The organism is Leeuwenhoekiella sp. W20_SRS_FM14, from assembly GCF_052119605.1.
Classification (GTDB): domain Bacteria; phylum Bacteroidota; class Bacteroidia; order Flavobacteriales; family Flavobacteriaceae; genus Leeuwenhoekiella.
Map to the genome: position 1 here is coordinate 71,221 of NZ_JBGQOK010000005.1, position 21,483 is coordinate 92,703.

Here is a 21,483-nt window from a genome sequence, read left to right on the forward strand (position 1 = left end):
GATTAGCTAACAAAACCACTGCAATGCAGTGGTTTTCCCGTTTAAATAATTCGGTTTATAACCAGATCAGTATCTATGAGAAGTATGCTAAATACACCAGATACGATAATAAATTTTAAAATATTGTGAAGCAAAACGTAGTGCATTTTAGCGCGAGACCACCAGAGCCAATAAGAGAATATAAGCAATAGCGTTATACTTGCATAAAAGTAATAGCGCATAAGACCCACATCAAAATAATTTACTAATAAAAAGGTAGGCAGAATCGTAAGAATGATAAGAAAAGTTATGACTGCCTTTGTTGTTCGCTCCCCGTAAACAATAGGTATATTCCTATGTCCCAATGCAATATCACCTTTTATATTTTCAAGATCTTTTATAAGCTCACGCATAATAATGATAAGACCTAAAAAAGTAGCGTGTACAAAAATGACTTTTTCAAAATTACTATAGTAAATAAACACCGCGAAAAAAGGAATTAAAGCAAGAGATGCAGAGGTTAGGTTGCCTAGAAAGAGTATTTTTTTAAGCTTGTGAGAATAAAACCAGATTCCAAAAATATACCCTGAAAAAAACAGCACCGCAAAAAAGGAAACTGAACTCGCAACGACTATCGCTAGAAAGTTTAATATAAAATATAGCGTGAGTATTTTATTCTGACTCACCATATGATCTAAACGCGTCTTTTGCGGACGATTAATTAAATCTTTTTCGCTATCGTAAAAACTATTAATTATATAGCCTCCTGCAATAACTAATGCCGAAGCTGATACAATTGCAAATAAATTGAGATCGAGCAGAACTTCCCGAAGCGGAATATCTGGTGATAAAATAAATATAGATGCTAAATATTGTGCTAATACAATTATGAGAATATTATAACCCCGTACAACCGAAAACAAACTAAAAAACTTAAGAAGTAAAAGTTTGTTTCTTCTGCTTATACGAGACATAACCTATATTTAAGTAGAAGTATTCTAGAAGTTGTAAACTACCTCTAGCTTGTGACCTTCTAAGGCCTTTCGGGCTTTATCTATATCTTCGGTAAAACCTAAAATATAACCACCACCACCAGAACCGCAAAGCTTAAGGTAAAAATCGTTAGACTCAATACCTTGCTTCCACAACTCGTGAAAACTTGCAGGAATCATAGGTTTAAAGTTTCCTAAGACTGTTTTTGATAGTTGCTTTACATTACTCAATAAAGACTTTACATCGCCTTTAAGAAAATCATCTACACAAGCATCTGTATGTTTTACAAACTGCGTTTTTAGCATTTTTCTAAAACCTTCTTGCTTCATATTTTCCATAAAAATATGTACCATAGGAGCTGTCTCACCTACTATACCACTATCTAAAAGAAAAACGGCGCCTTTACCATCTAAAGTTTGTGAAGGTATGCCTGCAGGCTCAATATCGTCTTTACTGTTAATTAAAATAGGAAGACTTAAATAACTATTTAATGGATCTAAACCTGATGATTTTCCGTGGAAAAAAGATTCCATTTGACCGAAAATTGATTTTAATTTCAGCAATTTATCTCGGGTAAGATTTTCTAGGATTGTAATTTTATCTAAGGCATATTTATCGTAAATAGAGGCTACTAAAGCACCACTACTTCCTACTCCGTAACCTTGTGGAATAGTACTGTCAAAATACATTCCTTCAGCTACATCAGCTTTTAATTCAACTATATTAAATTGAACCAATTCTGGTTGTTCTGTCTGTAGTGTTTCTAAATAATCAGCAAAACGACCTAAACTTGCATTTGATTTAATAGCCTCTTCGCCTGGGTTTTCATCTACTTTAAGAGCTCCATTATAGAAGTTATAAGGTATAGACAAGCCTTTAGAATTTTTGATAATTCCGTACTCACCAAACAGAAGAATTTTTGAATAAAATAAAGGTCCTTTCATAGAATTATCCTAATTAATCAACCGCAAAGTTACAACTTTATTGCTCCTATTCCCACACTATCAAAAATATACCGTTTATCCTGGCAATACACACTAAGTGTAGATTTAATAAATTTTTGAACTTCCTCTCTATACATCTTCGGAAATAAAACGTGAACATTAGCTCCTGCATCTAATGTAAAACATACCGGAATAGACGTTTCACGACGATACTCCCAAATTTTCTCAATAATTTTTAAAGTATTAGGTTTCATCAATATAAAATAGGGCGTACTCGTCAACATCATTGCATGTAAAGTAAGCGCTTCACTTTCTACCAGATGTATAAACGCATCTAAATCACCGTTTTTTAATATAGTTATGAGTTTTGAAATATTCTCATTGGCTTGATCAAACCTACTTGAAGCAAACGGGTGATTGTGCATTAAGTTATGCCCCACAGTGCTACTTACCTGCTTTTCTCCCTGATCAACTAATAAAATAGCATCTTGATAATCTTCAAAATTCTCATGTACCTCATACGGATATGAAATACCAAAAAGATCACTACTTCCTTTTATCTGGTGATGTTCTCCCCAAACGACCAGCGGCCCTTCTAGAGAACGACAGCCACTACCCGACCCTAATCTGGCGATAAAAGATGCTTTTTGAATAAAATACGTATCATTTATGGAAGGTTGCATTTCACGCTCCATTTCCATTAGACATAAGGCAATCGCACTTAAACCGCTGGCAGATGAAGCAATACCTGAACTATGCGGAAAACTATTTGATGTATCTATTACAAACGCATAATCTCTAATAAACGGCAAATAAGCAACAACTCGACTAAAAAACTGATGTATTTTAGCTTCAAAACCAGGCTTGTGTTTGCCATCTAACAAGACTTTCACTTCAAAATCTTCTTCAAAATTTTCCCGCTCCTCAAAATGCAGGGTAGTCGTTGTTTTACACGTATTTAGTGTAAAACTTACAGAAGGATTTTTTGGAATTTGTACGCTTTGTTTTCCCCAGTATTTCACAAGAGCTATATTACTGGGAGATGCATAACTCACAGATTTACTCGTAAGCGCCTGTGTGTATTCTGAAGGTAAGAATTTTGAAATAGTCATAGCACAAATATAAAACCTATAAAAACTTCTCAAAGGGTTCAACTGCTTTTTTAAACAAAACGCACTAAGAAATAATTTTATAAATTAGTCTCAAGAAACATACCTATGAATTCAAAGAAAATAAAACGTATACTAATAGCAGTTTTTATTTGCCTTGCAGTAGGATTTATAGGTGCTGTAGCAACACAAAGTAGTGTAACAACGTGGTACCCTACATTAACAAAACCATTCTTTACTCCACCAAACTGGCTATTTGCCCCGGTTTGGACAACTCTCTATATTCTTATGGGTATCGCAGCAGGTCTAGTCTGGGATGGTGGTTTTTATCATAAATGGGTAAAAACAGCTCTTTATCATTTTGGGTTTCAACTTCTGTTAAATGCGTTTTGGTCAATTATCTTTTTTGGGCTTCACCTTATACTGCCAGCTCTACTTGTTATTACCGCCCTGCTCATACTACTTCTATTTACCTATAAGTGGTTTAGGGTTGTAAATATTAAAGCAGCCTTTTTACTCATACCTTATATAATATGGGTATGTTACGCCACTGCTTTAAATTTTGAAATATGGAGATTAAATTAGAGTTGTTTTGATAAAGCCTGAGCAGCAATATAACCACCCGTCCAGGCACTTTGAAAATTAAACCCTCCGGTTATGGCATCTATATCCAGAACTTCACCTACAAAATACAACTTCTCAAATTGCTTACTTTGATAAGTTTTAAAATCTATCTCTTTTAGATTGACACCTCCTGCAGTAACAAACTCCTCTTTAAAAGTACTTTTCCCATTTACCTGGAAAATACCTTCAAGCAATTGATGTTCTAAATTCTGAAAATCATTTTTAGTAGCATCGGCCCATTTTTTATCGGGCTGTATTGCTGAAGCTTCAACTAGACTTTGCCATAATCTCTTTGGCAGATCAAATGGAGACCATTTTGCGATAGTCTGTTTTGCTAACTTAATTTTAAAATCTGCCAACTGTTCTTTCAGTTCTTCAGATTCTAATTTTGGAAGCCAATTAACACGTATAAAGAAATTATATTCAAGTTCATTTAAAACACGCGCTCCCCAGGCTGAAAGTTTTAAGATTCCCGGGCCGCTCATACCCCAATGCGTTATCAGAATAGGACCTTCGCTATAAGACAAATCTGTCTCAGAAGCATTTGATAATTTTATAGGCTTCTTAGCTCTATCTAATAAACGTACTCGCGCTAAGGCAGATAAGCCCGCTAATGTTTCAATACGTGAATCTTTAATATTGAATGTAAAAAGTGAAGGTACAGCAGACACAACCTTAACTCCTTTCTTCTCAATAACATTCAACATTTTAGGATTGCTTCCGGTAGCTAATACAACAGATTTAGATCTGAAGTTTTCAGTTTTACCTTGTACGCGCCATAAACCTTCTATCTGCTCTAGATCTACGATGGGACATTTAGTTTTAATAGTTATACCGTATATTTCGGCCTCCTTTAAAAAACAATCTATTATAGTCTGCGAGTTATTACTGGTGGGGAAAATTCTTCCGTCATCTTCAATCTTAAGTGATACGCCTCGTTCTTCAAACCAGGCCATCGTGTCTCCCGTTAAAAAAGTATGAAAAGGCCCTAATAATTCGCGCTTTCCTCTGGGATAGTTATCTGTTAAACGCCTGGGTTCAAATATAGAGTGCGTAACATTACATCTCCCACCTCCCGAAATTTTAACTTTTTCAAGTACCTGAGCACCTCGTTCTACAATTAAAATAGATAGTTTAGGATTTAATTTAGCAAGATTTATAGCTGTAAAAAAACCAGCAGCACCTCCGCCAATTATTATAGAATCATAGGTCATAACTGCAAAGATAAATGTGTAATTAATAAGGTGATTATATAATCGCAAAAATCTTAGTATACATTTTCAATTACTTAATCGATTTAGGAACCTCAATCTGACTATTTTAAGATTGAAAACGCGTCAAAAATGTATAATGTGACGCATTTTAACCTAATTATTCAACCCTAACCCCTAATATTATCATTTAATTCTATAGAAGTTTAAAAATTTATGTAACAAATAAATTTTAAGTGCACAATATAAGTAATAAGGTGTTTATTTATCTGCGTTGCATAATTGATAATTTTAAATCAAAATTTCATCAAATTATTAATCAATCAGCAATAAATTACGAATAAGCGTAAAAAATACGTGCTTTTTAACTACATCGATTTCGTAACTTAAACGTTGTAGTAGCCGCTATTATTCATTTTTTTGTATAAATTTAACAACCAGAATCTATTAAAAACTAAAACAATTTAAAATTAATTTTATGAAGCAATTTATACTTAGAAGTATGCTGTTTTGCGCTTCGCTATTACTGGCAGGTATAGCACAAGCACAAACGGTATCGGGAACAGTATCTGAGCCAAATGGCCCGCTACCCGGCGCAAACGTTCTCGTTAAAGGAACAACAAATGGTACAACTACCGACTTTGACGGTAATTACACCCTTAATAATGTAGCAGCAGGGAGCACTCTTGTTTTTAGTTATGTAGGATTTGCTGCAAAAGAAGTTGCCGTGAATGGAAAATCTACAGTAAACGTTACATTAGAGGAAGATGCTGCTGCATTGGAAGAAGTTGTGGTTATAGGTTACGGTACAACTACTGTAAAAGATGCAACAGGTTCTGTTTCTTCGGTAACTTCAGAAGATTTTCAGCAAGGGGTAATTCAATCTCCTGAACAACTCATACAAGGTAAGACCGCAGGGGTTCAAATTTCAGAATCCTCAGGTGAGCCAGGTGCGGGAATATCTGTACGTATTAGAGGAACAAATTCTATTCGTTCTGGTAATAACCCATTATTTGTTATTGATGGGGTGCCCCTAACGACAGGAGGAGCTCCTGCAGGGACAGCAGGTTCTATAGGTGCTACAGCAGCAAGAAACCCATTAAGCTTTCTAAACCCTAATGATATAGAAAGTATTTCTATATTAAAAGACGCATCAGCAACAGCTATTTATGGTTCTCGTGGTGCAAATGGTGTAATAATTATCCAAACTAAAGGAGGTCGTGGTGCGAGCAAAGGTAGATTTGAATTTAATACTTCAACAAGTTTCTCTACACCATCTACACGTTATGACTTATTAGAGCGAGAGGGTTTTCTAGATGCTATCGCTAGTGTAGGTGGAAATAGAAGCCTTGCTGATTTTGGAGCAAATTCTGATTTTCAAGACGTGTATACACGTAGTACATTCTCTACTAAAAACGACTTAAGCTATGCTAAGAGCTATGGTTCTGGTAATGTGAGAGCTTCTATTAGCTATGGAGATACAAAGGGTATTGTAGAAAATACCTCTCAAGAGCGTATTACAGGAAGATTAAATATTACGCAACGCTTTTTTGATGATAAATTAACAGTAAGTGGTCAAGCAACATTATCTCGCGTAAATGATGAGTTTACACTTATATCTGGTAGTGCAGGTTCAACAGGAGATTTAATTGGGGCGTCAATTACCGCTAACCCTACTTTTCCTGTAAATCCTACATTTGACCCAGGCTCAAACATTTTAAATCCAGCTAACTTATTAGCCAATTTTGAAGGATTATCAGAAACCGATAGATTTTTAGCGAATATTTCTGCAGACTACCAGATAGTTGAAGGTTTAAATGCCAAGGTTACTTATGGTTATGATGGAGTTCAAGCTGAGACTACTTCTATAGTTGCTCCTTCTATATTAGGATTTAATGGTTCAAGTAATATTGGACGTGGATATTATTCTGCTAGCAATCAGGATAACCAGTTACTTGAGGCGACTTTAAGTTTTAAGAAAGAGTTTGGCAATATAACCTTAGATTTAGTTGGTGGGTATTCTTATCAGGAATTTGCACGAGATGGTTTTGGGTCTGAGGGAGCAGGTTTTGCAACTAATAATATGGGACAGATAGCAAATCAGGTCAAATCAACGTATAATACCATTACTGGTCTTGTTGGTGAGAAAAATGTGATTTTCGGGTATGGCAATGATGGTTCGTATTTGAATAGAATCACGTTTCCCGGTTTTGATAATGAAGGCACTTTACCTGCATTTGATAAAATTATCCCTGCATTTGTACTTAATAATAATTATGACAACACAGATGAATTACAGTCTTATTTTGCAAGAGCTAATATTACATTATTTGATAAATTCCTATTAACCGGAACATTTAGAGCAGATGGTTCTTCAACTTTTGGTCAAAATGAACGTTATGGTTATTTTCCTTCTGGAGCATTTGCTTGGCAGTTACATAAGGAAGATTTTATTCCAGAAACGTTTTCTACTTTAAAATTACGTTTAGCTGCAGGTACAGTAGGTAGCCAGGAAGGCTTAGGCTATGGTCTATTTATTCAAAGAGAAACTCTTGGAGGTAGTGGAATAAGCAACGATCTGAATGTTTTACCAAGACCGGGTACTTCAATCGTAGGTGGATTCCCAAACCCAGATTTAAAATGGGAGTCTACAACAGATTTAAACGTGGGTCTTGACTTCGGTTTTAATAATGACCGTTTAAATGGTACTATCAACGTATACCGTAAAGAAACAAAAGATTTATTGTTAACTACAGAATTAGCTGCACCAGGATCTGGTACAATTTTTAGAAACTTACCTGACGGCTCTATCGTTAACTCAGGAGTTGAATTTGCTATTGATTATGGATTTATCGAAACTGATGATTGGGATTTCTCAGGTAACTTCAACATTTCCTATAATAGTAACGAGGTAAAGGATGTTCCTGTACCTATTAATGCAGGACCAATTAATGGTAACGGTTTGACAAACGCTTTTGCACAAAGGCTTCAAGCAGGACAACCTTTATTTTCTTACTATATGGCAGAATTTACTGGTTTTGATGCAGATGGCAATCCTACTTATTTTGACTTTGATGGTAACGGTGTAGGCGATCCTGATTCTGATAAATTTTTCTTAGGAAAAGATGCTGTACCCGATGTTAACGCAGGTTTATCTTTAAATGCGCGTTATAAAAACTTTGATGTATCTACCTATTTAACTGGCCAATTTGGTTTCTACGTTTACAATGCTACAGCAAATGCTTTCTTTACAAAAAGTGCATTGTTAATTCAAAAGAACGTTACTCAAGATGTTCCCGGAACCACAGAAAATCCTGGGTCTACAGTTGCTGTTTCTTCAAGGTTCTTAGAGAAAGGAGATTTTGTAAGACTACAAACCGTTTCATTTGGATATAATATTCCTGTAAGAGAAGATGGTATATTTAATTCTTTACGCTTTTCATTAACTGGACAAAATCTACTTTTATTGAGTGGCTATAGTGGATTAGATCCCGAGATTTCAGTGAGCACAGGTAACTTAAATGCTTCTGCAATACCAACTGCGGGAATTGATTATGCCGCGTATCCAAGACCACTGACTGTTACTTTTGGTGTAAATGCAACATTTTAAAAAAAAGTATTATGAAAAAAAATAAAAATACAATTCAACGATTTTCAAAAGTATGGTTATCTGCTTTTGCTTTCGCTACTATACTATCTTCGTGTACAGATCTGGAGATAGAGCAAACAGATTCAAATTTCCGAGACGCTAATGACTCATCATTTCAAGGTGTTACAGATCCACAATCTTTTGTAGATGATATTTACAATCAATTAAGAGGTCAAATTGGAGATCAGGCTAATTTATATGCCCTTAGTGAAGTTACAACTGATGCTGCCCTCGTTCCAACAAGAGGTTCTGACTGGGGTGATAACGGGATTTGGAGACAATTACACCAACATGACTGGAGGCCAAGTCATCAATTTATCGAAAATGTTTGGAATCAATGGAACAACACGCATTTTAGAGCGGCTCAGGTGCTTTCTGACCTCACACAAGCCGACGCTACTCTTAAAGCTAATGCCTCATTTTTAAGAGCATTGGGGATGTTTGTAATTTTAGATAATTATGGCCAAATACCAGTAAGAGATGTGACTGCTACGCCTTTCGTAGATCCTGAAGTAATAAGTGGTCAGGAAGCAGTAGATCAAATTGTTTCTGATCTTAATGATGCTATTGCTGGCTTACCTACAGTAGGTCCAGGTAGTGGCGTTGGAGATACTAATTCTCCTTTAATTAAAGCTACTAAAGCTTCTGCCAGATATCTGCTTGCTAAAGTTCTATTAAATAAACATATCTATCTAAAGACTGAACCTGCAACAGCAGACATGAATCAAGTAATAACATTAGTAGATGCTATTGCAGCAGACGGTTATGCTCTTGAAGATGATTATTTTGATATATTTAAAAATACATTAGATAAAGAAACAATCTGGTTTATCCCTACAGCGGTAGGTAACAGAATCTGGAATGGCTTACATTACAATCAATCTCCAGAGATTGTTGGAGGAGGCTGGAATGGTTTTGCTACTTTAGCTGAATATTATGATTTATTTGAAGGGGATGCTAATTCAAATGCACCAGGTTCGGGTCAGGAAGAAAGAAGAGGTGTAGTCCCTAACGGTGGTTTACCGGTATCTCAAGTTGATGGTGGAGTCGATGTAAATGATAATAATATAGCAGATGGTTCTAGCGTAGGTTTTGGTTTCCTAATTGGTCAACAGTTTTCTGACACTGGTGCACCCCTAAATGCTAGATCTGGAAAACCATTAACATTTAAAAGAAATTTTGTAGATGGAAATGGTAACCCTAGCCTTATAAATAATGATGAAACTACCGGTATCCGAGTAATTAAATATAACCCAAGATTTGGAGGTCAGACTGAACACGAAATATTCTTCCGCTTTTCAGATGCATATCTTATGAAAGCCGAAGCCATGTTTAGAGCGGGACAGGACCCTACAGCAATGATGAATGTTTTGAGAGGTTTACGTGAAGCTACGCCATTTAGTAGCGCTGTAACAGAACAAGATATTATTGATGAGAGAGGCCGTGAGTTATACACAGAATTCTGGAGACGTAATGATTTAATTCGTTTTGGTCAATATACTAAAGACTGGGAGTTAAAAACACCTTCTGAAGTTGGTAATGATAATAGAAATTTATTTCCTATTCCTGCTAATCAATTAATACTTAACCCTAATTTAGTTCAAAACCCGGGTTACTAAATCTTATTTATTTTATTTTTAGCCTGAACAAAAGAGAGGATCACAAAATGATCCTCTCTTTTAAATTAGTAATTTACCCAAAACTGTAGGACTCTTTTACTATGCCACGATTACGTATTTATTTTATAATCGTACTCTTCACTTTGGTTTGCTCGTGCAAACAAAACAATGAGATCTACAAACTATCACAAGTAACAAATTCTGGTGTTTTATTTACAAACGAAATTAAAAGCACTCCAGAACTTAATATTTTAAATTACCTATACTTTTATAATGGAGCCGGAACTGCCATAGCAGACTTCAATAATGACGGTTTATTAGATATTTACTTTACAGGAAATCAAGTTGCAGATAAGCTGTATCTCAATACAGGAAATCTCACTTTTAAAGACATTTCTACAGAAGCCGGAATAAATCTGGAGAACACCTGGAATACAGGTGTAACCACTGTAGACATTAATCACGATGGCCTTTTAGATATTTACGTTTCTACTGTTAGTGGCCACCTCAATTTAAAAGGGCACAACAAACTTTTTATAAACCAGGGTTCACAAGAGGGCATTCCCACATTTTTAGAAAAATCTGCTGAATATGGTTTAGATTACTCAGGACTTTCTACGCAAGCCTCGTTCTTTGATTATGATTTAGACGGAGATCTCGATCTTTACCTACTCAATCATTCGGTTCACCCAAACTCGAGTTACGGTCGCGCAGCTCTACGCAATACTCAAGATAGCATTAATGGCGATCGTTTTTATATAAACAACAAGGGCAGTTACCTCAACTATACAGAACAGGCCGGTATTTTATCAAGCAAAATAGGATATGGATTGGGCGTGTCTGTAAGCGATTTAAATAACGACGGATATCCTGATTTGTACATCGCGAATGATTTTTTTGAGAATGATTATCTCTATATGAATCAAAAAGATGGAACTTTTAAAGAGTTAAATACCACTACAAAAATTCTTGGACATACTTCTCATTTTTCAATGGGTTCTGATATGGCAGACATCAACAACGACGGTCTTTCAGATATTCTAAGTTTAGATATGCTTCCCGAAAAACTTGAAGTTTTAAAAGCTTCTAGTACTGAATACGCCTACCCTATTTATCAGAATCAACTTAGAAACGGGTACGATTATGAGTTTATGCAAAATGCATTACAACTAAACCTGGGTAACAATCGTTTTTCAGAAATTGCTTTTCAAAGCGGTATCGCTGCTACAGAATGGTCCTGGAGTCCGTTAATTGCAGACTTTGATAATGACGGATATAAAGACATTTACATCGCTAACGGAATTTTAGGCGCCACTAATGATATGGATTTTGTGAATTTTATTTCAAATGAAGCCATTCAAAGACGTCTGGGGAAAAATATGACCGAAAGAGAAATGGAATTCATCAAAAAAATTCCTAAAACTCATGTTACAAACTATGCTTATAAAAATACGGGAGGTTCTTCTTTTAAAGATGTAACTAAACAATGGACTTCATCAAAACCATCTTTTAGCAACGGTGCCTCGTATGCAGATTTAGACAATGATGGCGATCTCGATATCGTAGTCAATAACATCAATGAAGCAGCGTATATTTTAGAAAACAACACCGCTCAATCTAAAGAAAACCAAAAAGGAATCAGCATTAGATTTAAAGGCAGCAAAGAGAACACATTTGGGATAGGTGCTAAAATAACCACCTTCGTAAATGGCACGATGCAGGTCTTTGAGAATTATACAACACGTGGTTTTATGTCTGCAGTACCTCCATCAGTTTTTGTAGGTCTGGGGAATTCAAAAAGTATAGACTCGCTTCAGATAATTTGGCCTTCAGGAAAAGTTCAAAAACTAAAGAATATTCAGATTAAGGAAACCATACTATTAAAAGAGGAAGATGCCATTATTAAACCTACTTCAACAGCTCCTTTTCAATCTGAAATTCAACTAGTAAATGTGGCATCAAAAATAGATTTTGTTCATAAAGACGGTAGTTCTATAGAGTTTAGCCGAGACGCATTAGTACCGTATGCCAATACGAATACCGGCCCACAGCTAAAAGCCGCAGATTTAAATAGCGATGGTTTTGAAGATCTCATTATTTTAGGCGCTAAAGGACAGGAAACACAATTATATTTTCAGAATAAAAAGGGTGACTTTGTCAATAAACAGCTACCCGAAGCCGCAAAAGACGCAATTAATGAAGATACGGCAGTGGCCCTATTTGATGTGAATAATGATGGCTTAACAGATATACTCATCGCCAGTGGCGGAAACGAATTTACCACAGGAAAACCACTAACTCCCAGACTCTACTTAAATTCTGCTAATGGATATATTTTAAGTGAAAATGAATTTGATGGTCTATATATTAATGCTTCTAAAATAAGTCCTGTAGATTTTGACAATGATGGTGATCTCGATTTTGCGATTACCAGCGATTTAGTTCCGCACGAGTTTGGCGCAACACCCAGCAGTTACCTTTTTATGAATGACGGTAAAGGTCATTTTAAAAATGCCACTGATAGTTTAGCGTCTGAGTTTTCAAATATCGGGAACGTAAAAGACCTTATTTGGGCAGATATTGACGGTAATGGTTACAACGATGCTTTAGTTTGTGGCCATTGGATGCCTATTCAGATTTTTTTAAATGATGGAAAAAAATTATCCCTTCAGAAAAATTCAAGTCTTGATAAAACTAATGGTTTGTGGAATGCGCTAATTGCTGAAGATTTTGATAATGACGGTGACCTTGATTTTATTGCGGGTAATTGGGGACTTAACACCAGACTTACTGCTTCTTTAGAAAAACCGCTCAGTTTATACCGATATGATTTTGATGCAAATGGTAAGATAGACCCGGTAACAACCTATTTTTATAAAGATACTGAAACGATATTGGCGACTAAAGATGAGATCGTAAAACAAATACCACCACTCAACAAGAAATTTCTTAGCTATCATGCCTTTGCACAAGCGCATATTGAAGATCTATTTTCAAAAGAAAAATTAAAAAAAGCTGATAAAAAGAAGGTATTTACGCTAGAAACCACCTATTTTGAGAATACAGGAAATAGCACGTTTAAAGTTCATAAACTGCCTTTTATGACTCAAATCTCAAGCACGAAAGCGATATTTACAGATGACTTTAATAGCGATGGTTTTAAAGATATTTTATTGCTGGGAAACGACAGCGAGATAAGTACACAACTAGGAAGACAAGATGCTTCCCACGGAATTTTTTTACTCAATAACGGTCAGGGTTCTTTTAATTATACCACGCAACATAATGTTGATATTAAAGGTGCCTCCCGCAGTATCACGCCTATTAAAATAAAGGACAGTTTGTTTTATATTATAGGCAGAAATAATGAAAGTCCACTATTTTTAAGAAAAGAAAACTAAATGAGATTTTATAAAACCCTCTATATACTAAGTTTTAGTTTGCTGATAACCTCTTGCAAAAAAAACAAATCTGAGAACGAAGAATCACTTCCTGAAACGCCTAAATTGTTTAGTCTTTTAGATCCTTCTGAAACGGGTTTAGATTTTACTAACACCATAACAAACAGCAAAGACTTCAACATCTTTAAATACCGCAATTTCTATAATGGTGGTGGTGTTGCCATAGGTGACATCAATAATGATGGACTTGCAGATATCTATATGAGTGCAAATATGGGCGAGAACAAATTATTCTTAAATAAAGGTGATTTTAAATTTGAAGACATAACCGAAAAAGCCGGTGTGGCTGGTAACAAACCGTGGTCTACCGGTGTGGTAATGGCAGATGTTAACGGCGATGGCTTACTCGATATTTATGTTAGCAACGCGGGTAATATGAAGGGTGATAATCACGATAATGAACTGTATATAAATAATGGTGATTTAACGTTTACAGAAAAAGCAACCCAGTACAATCTTGCAAAATCTGGCTTTTCTACACAGGCAAGTTTTTTTGATTACGATAAAGATGGCGATCTGGATGTGTATATTTTAAACAACAGCAATGTTCCGGTAATTGGTTTAGGCTTTGCAGAGCAAAGAAATACTCGTGCTGAAGACTGGGAGAACGTGCCCGATGTCTTTAGAGGGGTAGGTGATTTATTAATGCGTAATGATGGTGATACCTTTACAAATGTTAGTGAAGAGGCCGGTATTTACGGGAGTCTTATAGGTTTTGGTCTGGGAGTTATGATAACCGACATCAATAATGATTTGTGGCCAGATATTTATATTTCTAATGATTTTTACGAGCGTGATTATTTATACATAAACCAAAAAGATGGCACTTTTAAAGAAGAAATAAAAAACTGGACGTCTCACCTGTCACTTTCTGCAATGGGTGTTGATATGGCAGATATAAATAATGATGGCCTTCAGGATATTTTTATTACAGACATGCTTCCCGAACCTGAAGAACGCGTCAAATCTGTTATGGAATTTGACAGTTACAACGTTTACAAACTAAAGCAGGGCAAAGACTTTTATCAGCAATTTATACAAAATACACTTCAGGTTAATAACGGAAACGGATCATTCTCAGAAATCGCCTATTACAGTGGTGTTGATGCTACAGACTGGAGCTGGGCAGGATTATTAGTTGATTTAGATAATGATGGCTACAGAGATATTTATGTGACAAATGGCATCAACCACGACTTAACAGACCTTGATTTTGTTGACTTTTTTGCTGACGAAATTATTCAGGATATGGCGCTAACGGGTAAACGACAGGCAATAGATTCTATAATTAATAAAATGCCTAAAAAACCCCTTTCTAATTACGCCTACCGAAACAAGAAAGATTTAACCTTCGAAAATGCTGCTAAAGAATGGGGATTAGACACCTTAAGCATGTCTAATGGTAGCGCATACGCAGATTTAGATAATGACGGCGATCTGGATCTTGTAGTAAATAATGTAAATATGAAGTCTTTTGTTTTTCGAAATAATGCAGAAAAGGAGACAAAAAATCACTTCCTAAAAGTCAAATTTAAGGGTGGCGCTAAAAATCCGTTTGCGGTAGGGGTTTCAGTAAAACTGTATATTAAAGATCAAATCATTCTTCAGGAATTATATCCTGTACGCGGTTTTCAATCTTCGATGGAATACCCTATGACTATAGGCCTTGGTGATGCGACAGTCGTAGATTCTATGCGTGTATTATGGCCTAACGATAAAACCCAACTTTTTACAGCATTAAAAGCAGATCAAACCTTAGAACTTGATCAGGCTGAAGCTTCAGAGACATTTATTCCGCAGAAAATAAAGAAAACGAAAACTCTACTTACAGAACTTACCACGAGTAGTTTAAACAGTTCGCCAGAAAACGCTTATAATGATTTTGATTATGAGGGTATGATTTCTAAAAAACTGTCTGAAGAAGGTCCTGCGCTTGCCGTAGGTGACGTCAATGGTGACGGTAACGACGATGTTTACATTGGCGGCCCTAAAGGGGAGGCAGGAACACTATATCTGCATCAGGGTAAAGGAAAATTAGTCGCAAAAAATCAGCCGGTTTTTGATTTAGATGCTTTTTATGAGGATACTGCTGCAAGTTTTTTTGATGCAGATGGCGATGGCGATCAGGATTTATTAATAGCTTCAGGAGGTAATGAAGTGGGCAGAAAAGAAGTCTTTAAACCCAGACTTTACCTCAATGATGGGAAGGGGAATTTTACTAAATCTCCAGAAGAATTACCTTCAGCATTTCAAAATATGAGTGTTGTGGCTCCAGAGGATTTTGATGGCGACGGCGACATAGATGTATTTATAGGATCTCGCAGTGTCGTAGGTGTTTATGGTATAGATCCTACTCATTTGTTTTTAGAAAACACTGGTAACGGTAAGTTTGTAAATGCTACAGAACGCCTTGCATACGACACTAAAGACGCAGGTATGATAACTGCAGCGATCTGGCTTGATGTAGATGGTGACTCTAAAAAAGACCTGATAACGGTTTCAGAATGGGGAAGCCCTATTATTTTTAAAAATTTAGGAAAACGCCTTTCAAAAGCTAAAAATGAACTGAGTAATCAAATGGGCTGGTGGAATACTATTGCAGCAGCAGATATTGATAACGATGGAGATACCGATTTGATTTTAGGTAATGAAGGTCAAAATTTACATTATCTGCCTACCGTAGAAAATCCGTTAGTGATGTACATTAATGATTTTGATAATAATGGTACCATAGAGCAAATCACAACGATTCGGAAAAATGGAAAAGATTATCCTATACATCAGAAAAAAGAAATTACAGCACAAATGAGTTCGCTTAAGAAGCAAAACCTTAAAGCTTCAGATTATGCAAAACGGTCTATAGACGGTATCTTTTCCGCGGAAAGTCTTCAGAATGCGATAAAAAAGACGGTTTCTCATTCACAATCTATGATAGCTGTAAATGACGGCAAAGGTAATTTTACCCTCAAGCCACTACCCTATCAGGTACAATTATCCTGCGTTTGTGATATCATCACTGCAGATCTTAATAAAGATGGCCTGGCAGATTTAATTATGGCGGGTAACAATTTTGAATTTAAACCACAATATTCTCAGTTAGATGCTAATTACGGAAGTGTATTACTCAATGCCGGAAACACTAATTATAACTGGCAAAAATACAATGACAGTGGTTTCTTTATAAAAGGAGAAGTGAAACACCTTGCTAAATTTAAAGACAAAACAGGAAGCACCTATATTGTTGCGGCTATTAATAATGATAAACCAAAGATTTTTGAGTTAGATGAATAAATATATTCAGACACTTTTACTTATTTCTGTTTTAATCTCGTGTTCAAAAGACCCGGAATTATTCACCAATCCCGATGTTGAAAAAGCAGGAATTACCTTCAAAAATACATTAACTGCAACCGAGGATATGAATATTCTCGACTACCTCTATTTCTATAATGGTGGCGGTATCGCAGTGGGCGATATTAATAATGACGGCTTACAGGATATTTATTTCTCGGGGAATCAGGTAAAAAATGAGCTGTACTTAAATAAAGGGAATTTACAGTTTGAAAATATCACCGAAACGGCAGGTGTAGCCGGCAAAAGCGACTGGAATACGGCTTCAGTGATGGGAGATGTAAACGGTGATGGCTTTCTCGATATTTATGTTTGTGCAGTTGTAGGACTTAATGGCCTAAACGGTCATAACGAACTTTTCATCAATAACGGCGATAATACGTTTACAGAAATGGCTGAGGAATATGGTCTTGATGTAGATACATTTTCTTCATCGGCTGCATTTTTAGATTATGACTTAGATGGTGATTTAGATATCTATATACTAAATCACGCTGTGCATACACAAAATTCTTTTGGCAAAGCCGAATTACGTTATGAACGCAATGCACAAACCGGTGATAAATTAATGCGAAATGACGGCGATCACTTTACAGATGTGAGTGAAGAAGCGGGAATTTACGGAGGTATAAATAGCTACGGACTTGGTATTGCAATTTCAGATTTTAACCTTGATGGTTATCCTGATATTTATATAGGAAACGATTTTCACGAGGATGATTATTACTACCTCAATAATGGAGACGGCACATTTACCGAAGATTTAAAAAATCACTTTGGGCATACCAGTAGATTTTCTATGGGAAGTGATGTAGCAGATTTAAATCACGATGGATGGCCAGATCTTATATCGTTAGATATGCTGCCTGAAGATGAGAACGTTTTAAAATCTTCTGAAGGTGATGATAACATTCAAACCCAGCGCTTACGTACAGATAAATATGGTTACCACTACCAGTTTACACGCAATATGCTTTACATAAACCGAGAAGGCGGTGCGTATCAAGAAACAGGGTTATTAAGTGGTATTGCTGCTACAGACTGGAGCTGGAGTGCCCTTTTTGGCGATTATAACCAAGATATGCAACAAGATTTATTCATCTCTAACGGCATACCTAAACGCCCTAATGATCTCGATTATATAAAATTTGTATCAAGTGATCAGATTCAAAATAAAATTACCAATACCGGGCTCATAGATCAAAAAGCACTTAAAAAAATGCCAAGCGGTAAAACACACAATTATGTGTTTGAAGGTTCGTCAGATTTATATTTTAAAGACCGTTCTTCTAGCTGGATTGCAAATGATACGCTTGCCTCAGGAGCAACCGCCTATGGTGATTTAGATAATGATGGCGACCTTGACCTCATTACAAACAATATCAATGCGTCTCCCACGCTGTATATAAATCAGACTAACGCTAAAGCAAACTATTTAAAAATTAAGCTTCAGAGTCCTACTCAAAACAACTTTGCAATTGGCGCAAAAGTCTATGCGTATGCTGGCGGCATAAAACAATATAAAGAATTGTACACTGTAAGAGGTTTTCAGGCATCTTCAGAACCGTTATCTCATTTTGGTTTAAATGATATTAAAAAGGTTGATTCTGTACGGGTAATCTGGCCAGACCGCACAAGTCAAGTTCTCACTAATGTTGATGCAAATCAAACTTTAATTATAAAACCGAAAAATGCACTTGCGTTTAATTACAGTTCACTAATTAAAAAAAGAACCCCTCTATTTAAAGCAGTAACCGACAGTATAGGCCTCGATTTTATACATCAAGAAGACGCGTATTCAGATTTTGATCGTGAGAAATTAATACCTTATCAACTGGGAGATCGAGGCCCTGCAGTGGCGGTAGGGGATCTTAATGGTGATGGTAAAGATGACATTTTCTTTGGCGGTTCTAAATTCATCCCTTCACAAGTATACCTTCAGCAAGATTCTACCTTTGTAAATACACGATATCCTGCAATTCGAAAAGATTCTATTCTCGAAGAAGTTGTTGCCGTTATTGCAGACTTTAATAAAGACGGTAAAAACGATTTGTTCACCGGTACGGGCGGTGGTGATTTTTCTAATAAGGCAAAACCACTACTCGATGCTTTATATTTAAATAACGCTACTGGTTTTGAAAAAGCTTCTTTACCTCAGCTTTTTGAAAACACATCGATTCTTGCTGTACATGATTATGATCAAGATGGTGATCTAGATGTTTTTGTGGGTTCACAAGGCATTACCGGTAGTTTTGGCAAATTACCTTCTTCATACTTACTTGAAAATGACAAGGGAGTTTTCCGCGTAGCGCAAGAATTTAAAGAACTGGGGATGGTAACTGCAGCTATCTGGGATGATTTTGACGGTGATAATAAACAAGACCTAATTGTAACCGGTGAATGGATGGCTCCTGTTTTTCTGAAAAATAAAAACAACAAATTTAGCCCTGTTAATAACACTAAAGAAGACTTAGAAGGTCTTTGGCAAAGCCTTATCGCTTTTGATATAGACCACGATGGTGATATGGATTATGTACTGGGTAACTGGGGAGAAAACAGCAAATTTAAAGCCTCATCAGAATTTCCTATGATTATGTACTACAATGATTTTGATAAAAATGGACAAACAGAAACGATTGTAGTTACTGAAAAAAACAAAAACTATTATCCCTTATTAGGTTTAGATGCACTCGCTTCTCAGGTGGTTAGTCTGCGTAAAAAATACAGTTCGTATAAAAGTTTTGCCGGCCAGACTATTGAGCAGATTCTTAGTGAAGAACAACTCAATACCAGTAAAAAGTTAAAAGTAAGTACTTTAAAATCGGGGTATTTACGCAACGATTCAGGCTCATTTACATTTATTCCTTTTAATAGAGATTTTCAGGTTGCTCCTGTAATGACTTTTTGTAAATTCGATTTTGATAATGATGGTAAAGATGAGCTACTTGCTGCCGGAAATTATTTTGGAGTACAACCCTTTCACGGTAGATTAGACAGCTTTACCGGTGCATTAATTAAGGATAATAACACCATCTATTCTGGTGAAAAACTGGGGTTAGATTTTGCTCAAAAATCAATTAGACAGCTCAATGTAATCTCATTTAATACTAAAAAGTTTCTTATTGCTACTCCTAATAATGGCAAAACACAACTGTATCAATTAAGCCAAACAACCAAAAATTAGCTTTTGACTATGTTTAAAAAATCTATACTTCTATTTTTTTCGGTGATAGTATTATTATCCTGTACAAGTGAAGAGAAACATATCGTTATCACTCCAGACGATTACAACAATGCTGTTGATAAAGTAACGGAAGTTATTATTCACGATATTTTCTCACCTCCCGTTGCTAGTCGTATATATGCCTATTCTAATATTGCAGCCTACGAGATTCTTGCTCAGAATAATGCAGAATATACCTCACTTGCAGGTAAACTTAACAATTTACCTGAGACGCCTAAACCAGATTCTACAGCTGTTGTAAATTATGACCTGGCAGCACTTATCGCTCAAATGGAAATCGCTAAAACCCTTATTTTTTCTGAAGAACGCATTACAGATATAAGAGATAGCCTATATACCAAATGGGAAGATCAAAATCCTACGGAGCTTGCTGCTTCTAAAGCTTATGCCCTTAAGGTTACAGATCATATTAAAGCCTGGATGGATGGAGATAATTATAAGCAAACCCGTACTATGCCTAAATTTTCGGTAAATCCTGATAACCCATCCCGCTGGCAACCTACTCCTCCTGCATACATGGATGGTATAGAACCTCACTGGATGAAAATTAGAACCTTTGTTATTGATTCTGCATCTCAATTTAAACCCATTCCCCCACCAGAATTTTCTATGGAAAAAGATTCTGAGTTCTACAAACAACTCATTGAAGTTTATGATGTGCGTAATGCAATGACTGAAGAAGGTGATGCGTCAGAAAAAATGGCCATTGCTCAATTTTGGGATTGTAACCCATACGTTTCTACCCACAAAGGACATCTGATGTTTGCAACTAAAAAAATTACTCCCGGCGGTCATTGGATAGGGATTGTAAAAATTGCAACTAAAAAAATGGATGCCGATTTGATGGAAACCGTTTACGCTTATACAAAGACTTCTATTGCACTCTTTGATGGCTTTATAAGCTGTTGGGACGAGAAATACAGAAGTAACCTTATACGTCCTGAAACATTAATTAATCAATACATTGATGATGGGTGGGCTCCGGTATTGCAAACACCCCCTTTTCCTGAGTACAGTAGTGGTCACTCTGTTGTATCTGGTGCCGCCGCAGAAGTTCTAACCGAAATTTATGGTGACGATTTTAACTTTGACGATGATACAGAAACCCCTTACGGTTTACCGGTGCGCAGTTTTAAATCATTTAGATCTGCATCTAGCGAAGCTGCTTTAAGCAGACTTTATGGAGGTATTCATTATAGAGCAGCTATTGAAGAAGGTCTTAAACAAGGCCGCGAAATAGGTCGCTTTATCGTTCAGAAATTAAATCTTAAAGCAGATACCGCACAAGCCGCAAACTAG

11 protein-coding genes are annotated in these 21,483 nt (G+C 36.1%); 7 read left to right on the forward strand and 4 right to left on the reverse strand.

The features are described from left to right. Positions 1-41: 41 nt before the first annotated feature. From ACEN25_RS10140 to ACEN25_RS10150, 3 genes are read right to left on the reverse strand one after another with little or no spacing between them, the layout of a single operon-like run. The gene (locus ACEN25_RS10140) at positions 42-953 is read right to left on the reverse strand and encodes a geranylgeranylglycerol-phosphate geranylgeranyltransferase (protein WP_441802812.1); all 912 of its coding nucleotides are present in this window, start codon (positions 951-953) and stop codon (positions 42-44) included. 24 nt (positions 954-977) lie between these two features. Continuing rightward, positions 978-1,916, reverse strand: a complete 939-nt coding sequence (locus ACEN25_RS10145; protein WP_441802813.1) for a mevalonate kinase family protein — start codon at positions 1,914-1,916, stop codon at positions 978-980. 29 nt (positions 1,917-1,945) lie between these two features. Next, on the reverse strand, positions 1,946-3,028 hold the full coding sequence (locus ACEN25_RS10150; protein WP_441802814.1) for a diphosphomevalonate/mevalonate 3,5-bisphosphate decarboxylase family protein: 1,083 nt from the start codon (positions 3,026-3,028) through the stop codon (positions 1,946-1,948). Between the two features lie 105 nt (positions 3,029-3,133). Between ACEN25_RS10150 and ACEN25_RS10155 the strand changes: the two genes are divergently transcribed. Then, complete coding sequence (locus ACEN25_RS10155) at positions 3,134-3,610, forward strand: TspO/MBR family protein (RefSeq protein WP_441802815.1); 477 nt, start codon at positions 3,134-3,136, stop codon at positions 3,608-3,610. Here ACEN25_RS10155 and ACEN25_RS10160 read toward each other — a convergent pair. Beyond that, positions 3,607-4,863, reverse strand: a complete 1,257-nt coding sequence (locus ACEN25_RS10160) for an NAD(P)/FAD-dependent oxidoreductase (RefSeq protein WP_441802816.1) — start codon at positions 4,861-4,863, stop codon at positions 3,607-3,609. The genes ACEN25_RS10155 and ACEN25_RS10160 overlap by 4 nt on opposite strands. 475 nt (positions 4,864-5,338) lie before the next feature. Here ACEN25_RS10160 and ACEN25_RS10165 point away from each other — a divergent pair, with 475 nt between their 5' ends. From ACEN25_RS10165 to ACEN25_RS10190, 6 genes are all read left to right on the forward strand, one after another. Beyond that, a complete protein-coding gene (locus ACEN25_RS10165) occupies positions 5,339-8,470 on the forward strand; it encodes a SusC/RagA family TonB-linked outer membrane protein (RefSeq protein WP_441802817.1) in 3,132 nt (1,043 codons plus the stop codon). A gap of 11 nt (positions 8,471-8,481) precedes the next feature. Further along, on the forward strand, positions 8,482-10,128 hold the full coding sequence (locus tag ACEN25_RS10170; RefSeq protein WP_441802818.1) for a RagB/SusD family nutrient uptake outer membrane protein: 1,647 nt from the start codon (positions 8,482-8,484) through the stop codon (positions 10,126-10,128). Between the two features lie 101 nt (positions 10,129-10,229). Then, the gene (locus tag ACEN25_RS10175; RefSeq protein WP_441802819.1) at positions 10,230-13,529 is read left to right on the forward strand and encodes a VCBS repeat-containing protein; all 3,300 of its coding nucleotides are present in this window, start codon (positions 10,230-10,232) and stop codon (positions 13,527-13,529) included. Further along, complete coding sequence (locus tag ACEN25_RS10180; RefSeq protein ID WP_441802820.1) at positions 13,530-16,880, forward strand: VCBS repeat-containing protein; 3,351 nt, start codon at positions 13,530-13,532, stop codon at positions 16,878-16,880. It begins immediately after the preceding gene. Then, positions 16,873-20,124, forward strand: a complete 3,252-nt coding sequence (locus ACEN25_RS10185) for a VCBS repeat-containing protein (protein ID WP_441802821.1) — start codon at positions 16,873-16,875, stop codon at positions 20,122-20,124. Before ACEN25_RS10180 ends, ACEN25_RS10185 begins: the two co-directional genes overlap by 8 nt. 9 nt (positions 20,125-20,133) lie before the next feature. Then, positions 20,134-21,483 carry a vanadium-dependent haloperoxidase gene (locus tag ACEN25_RS10190; protein ID WP_441802822.1) on the forward strand — a complete coding sequence of 450 codons (1,350 nt, stop codon included), beginning with the start codon at positions 20,134-20,136 and terminating at the stop codon, positions 21,481-21,483.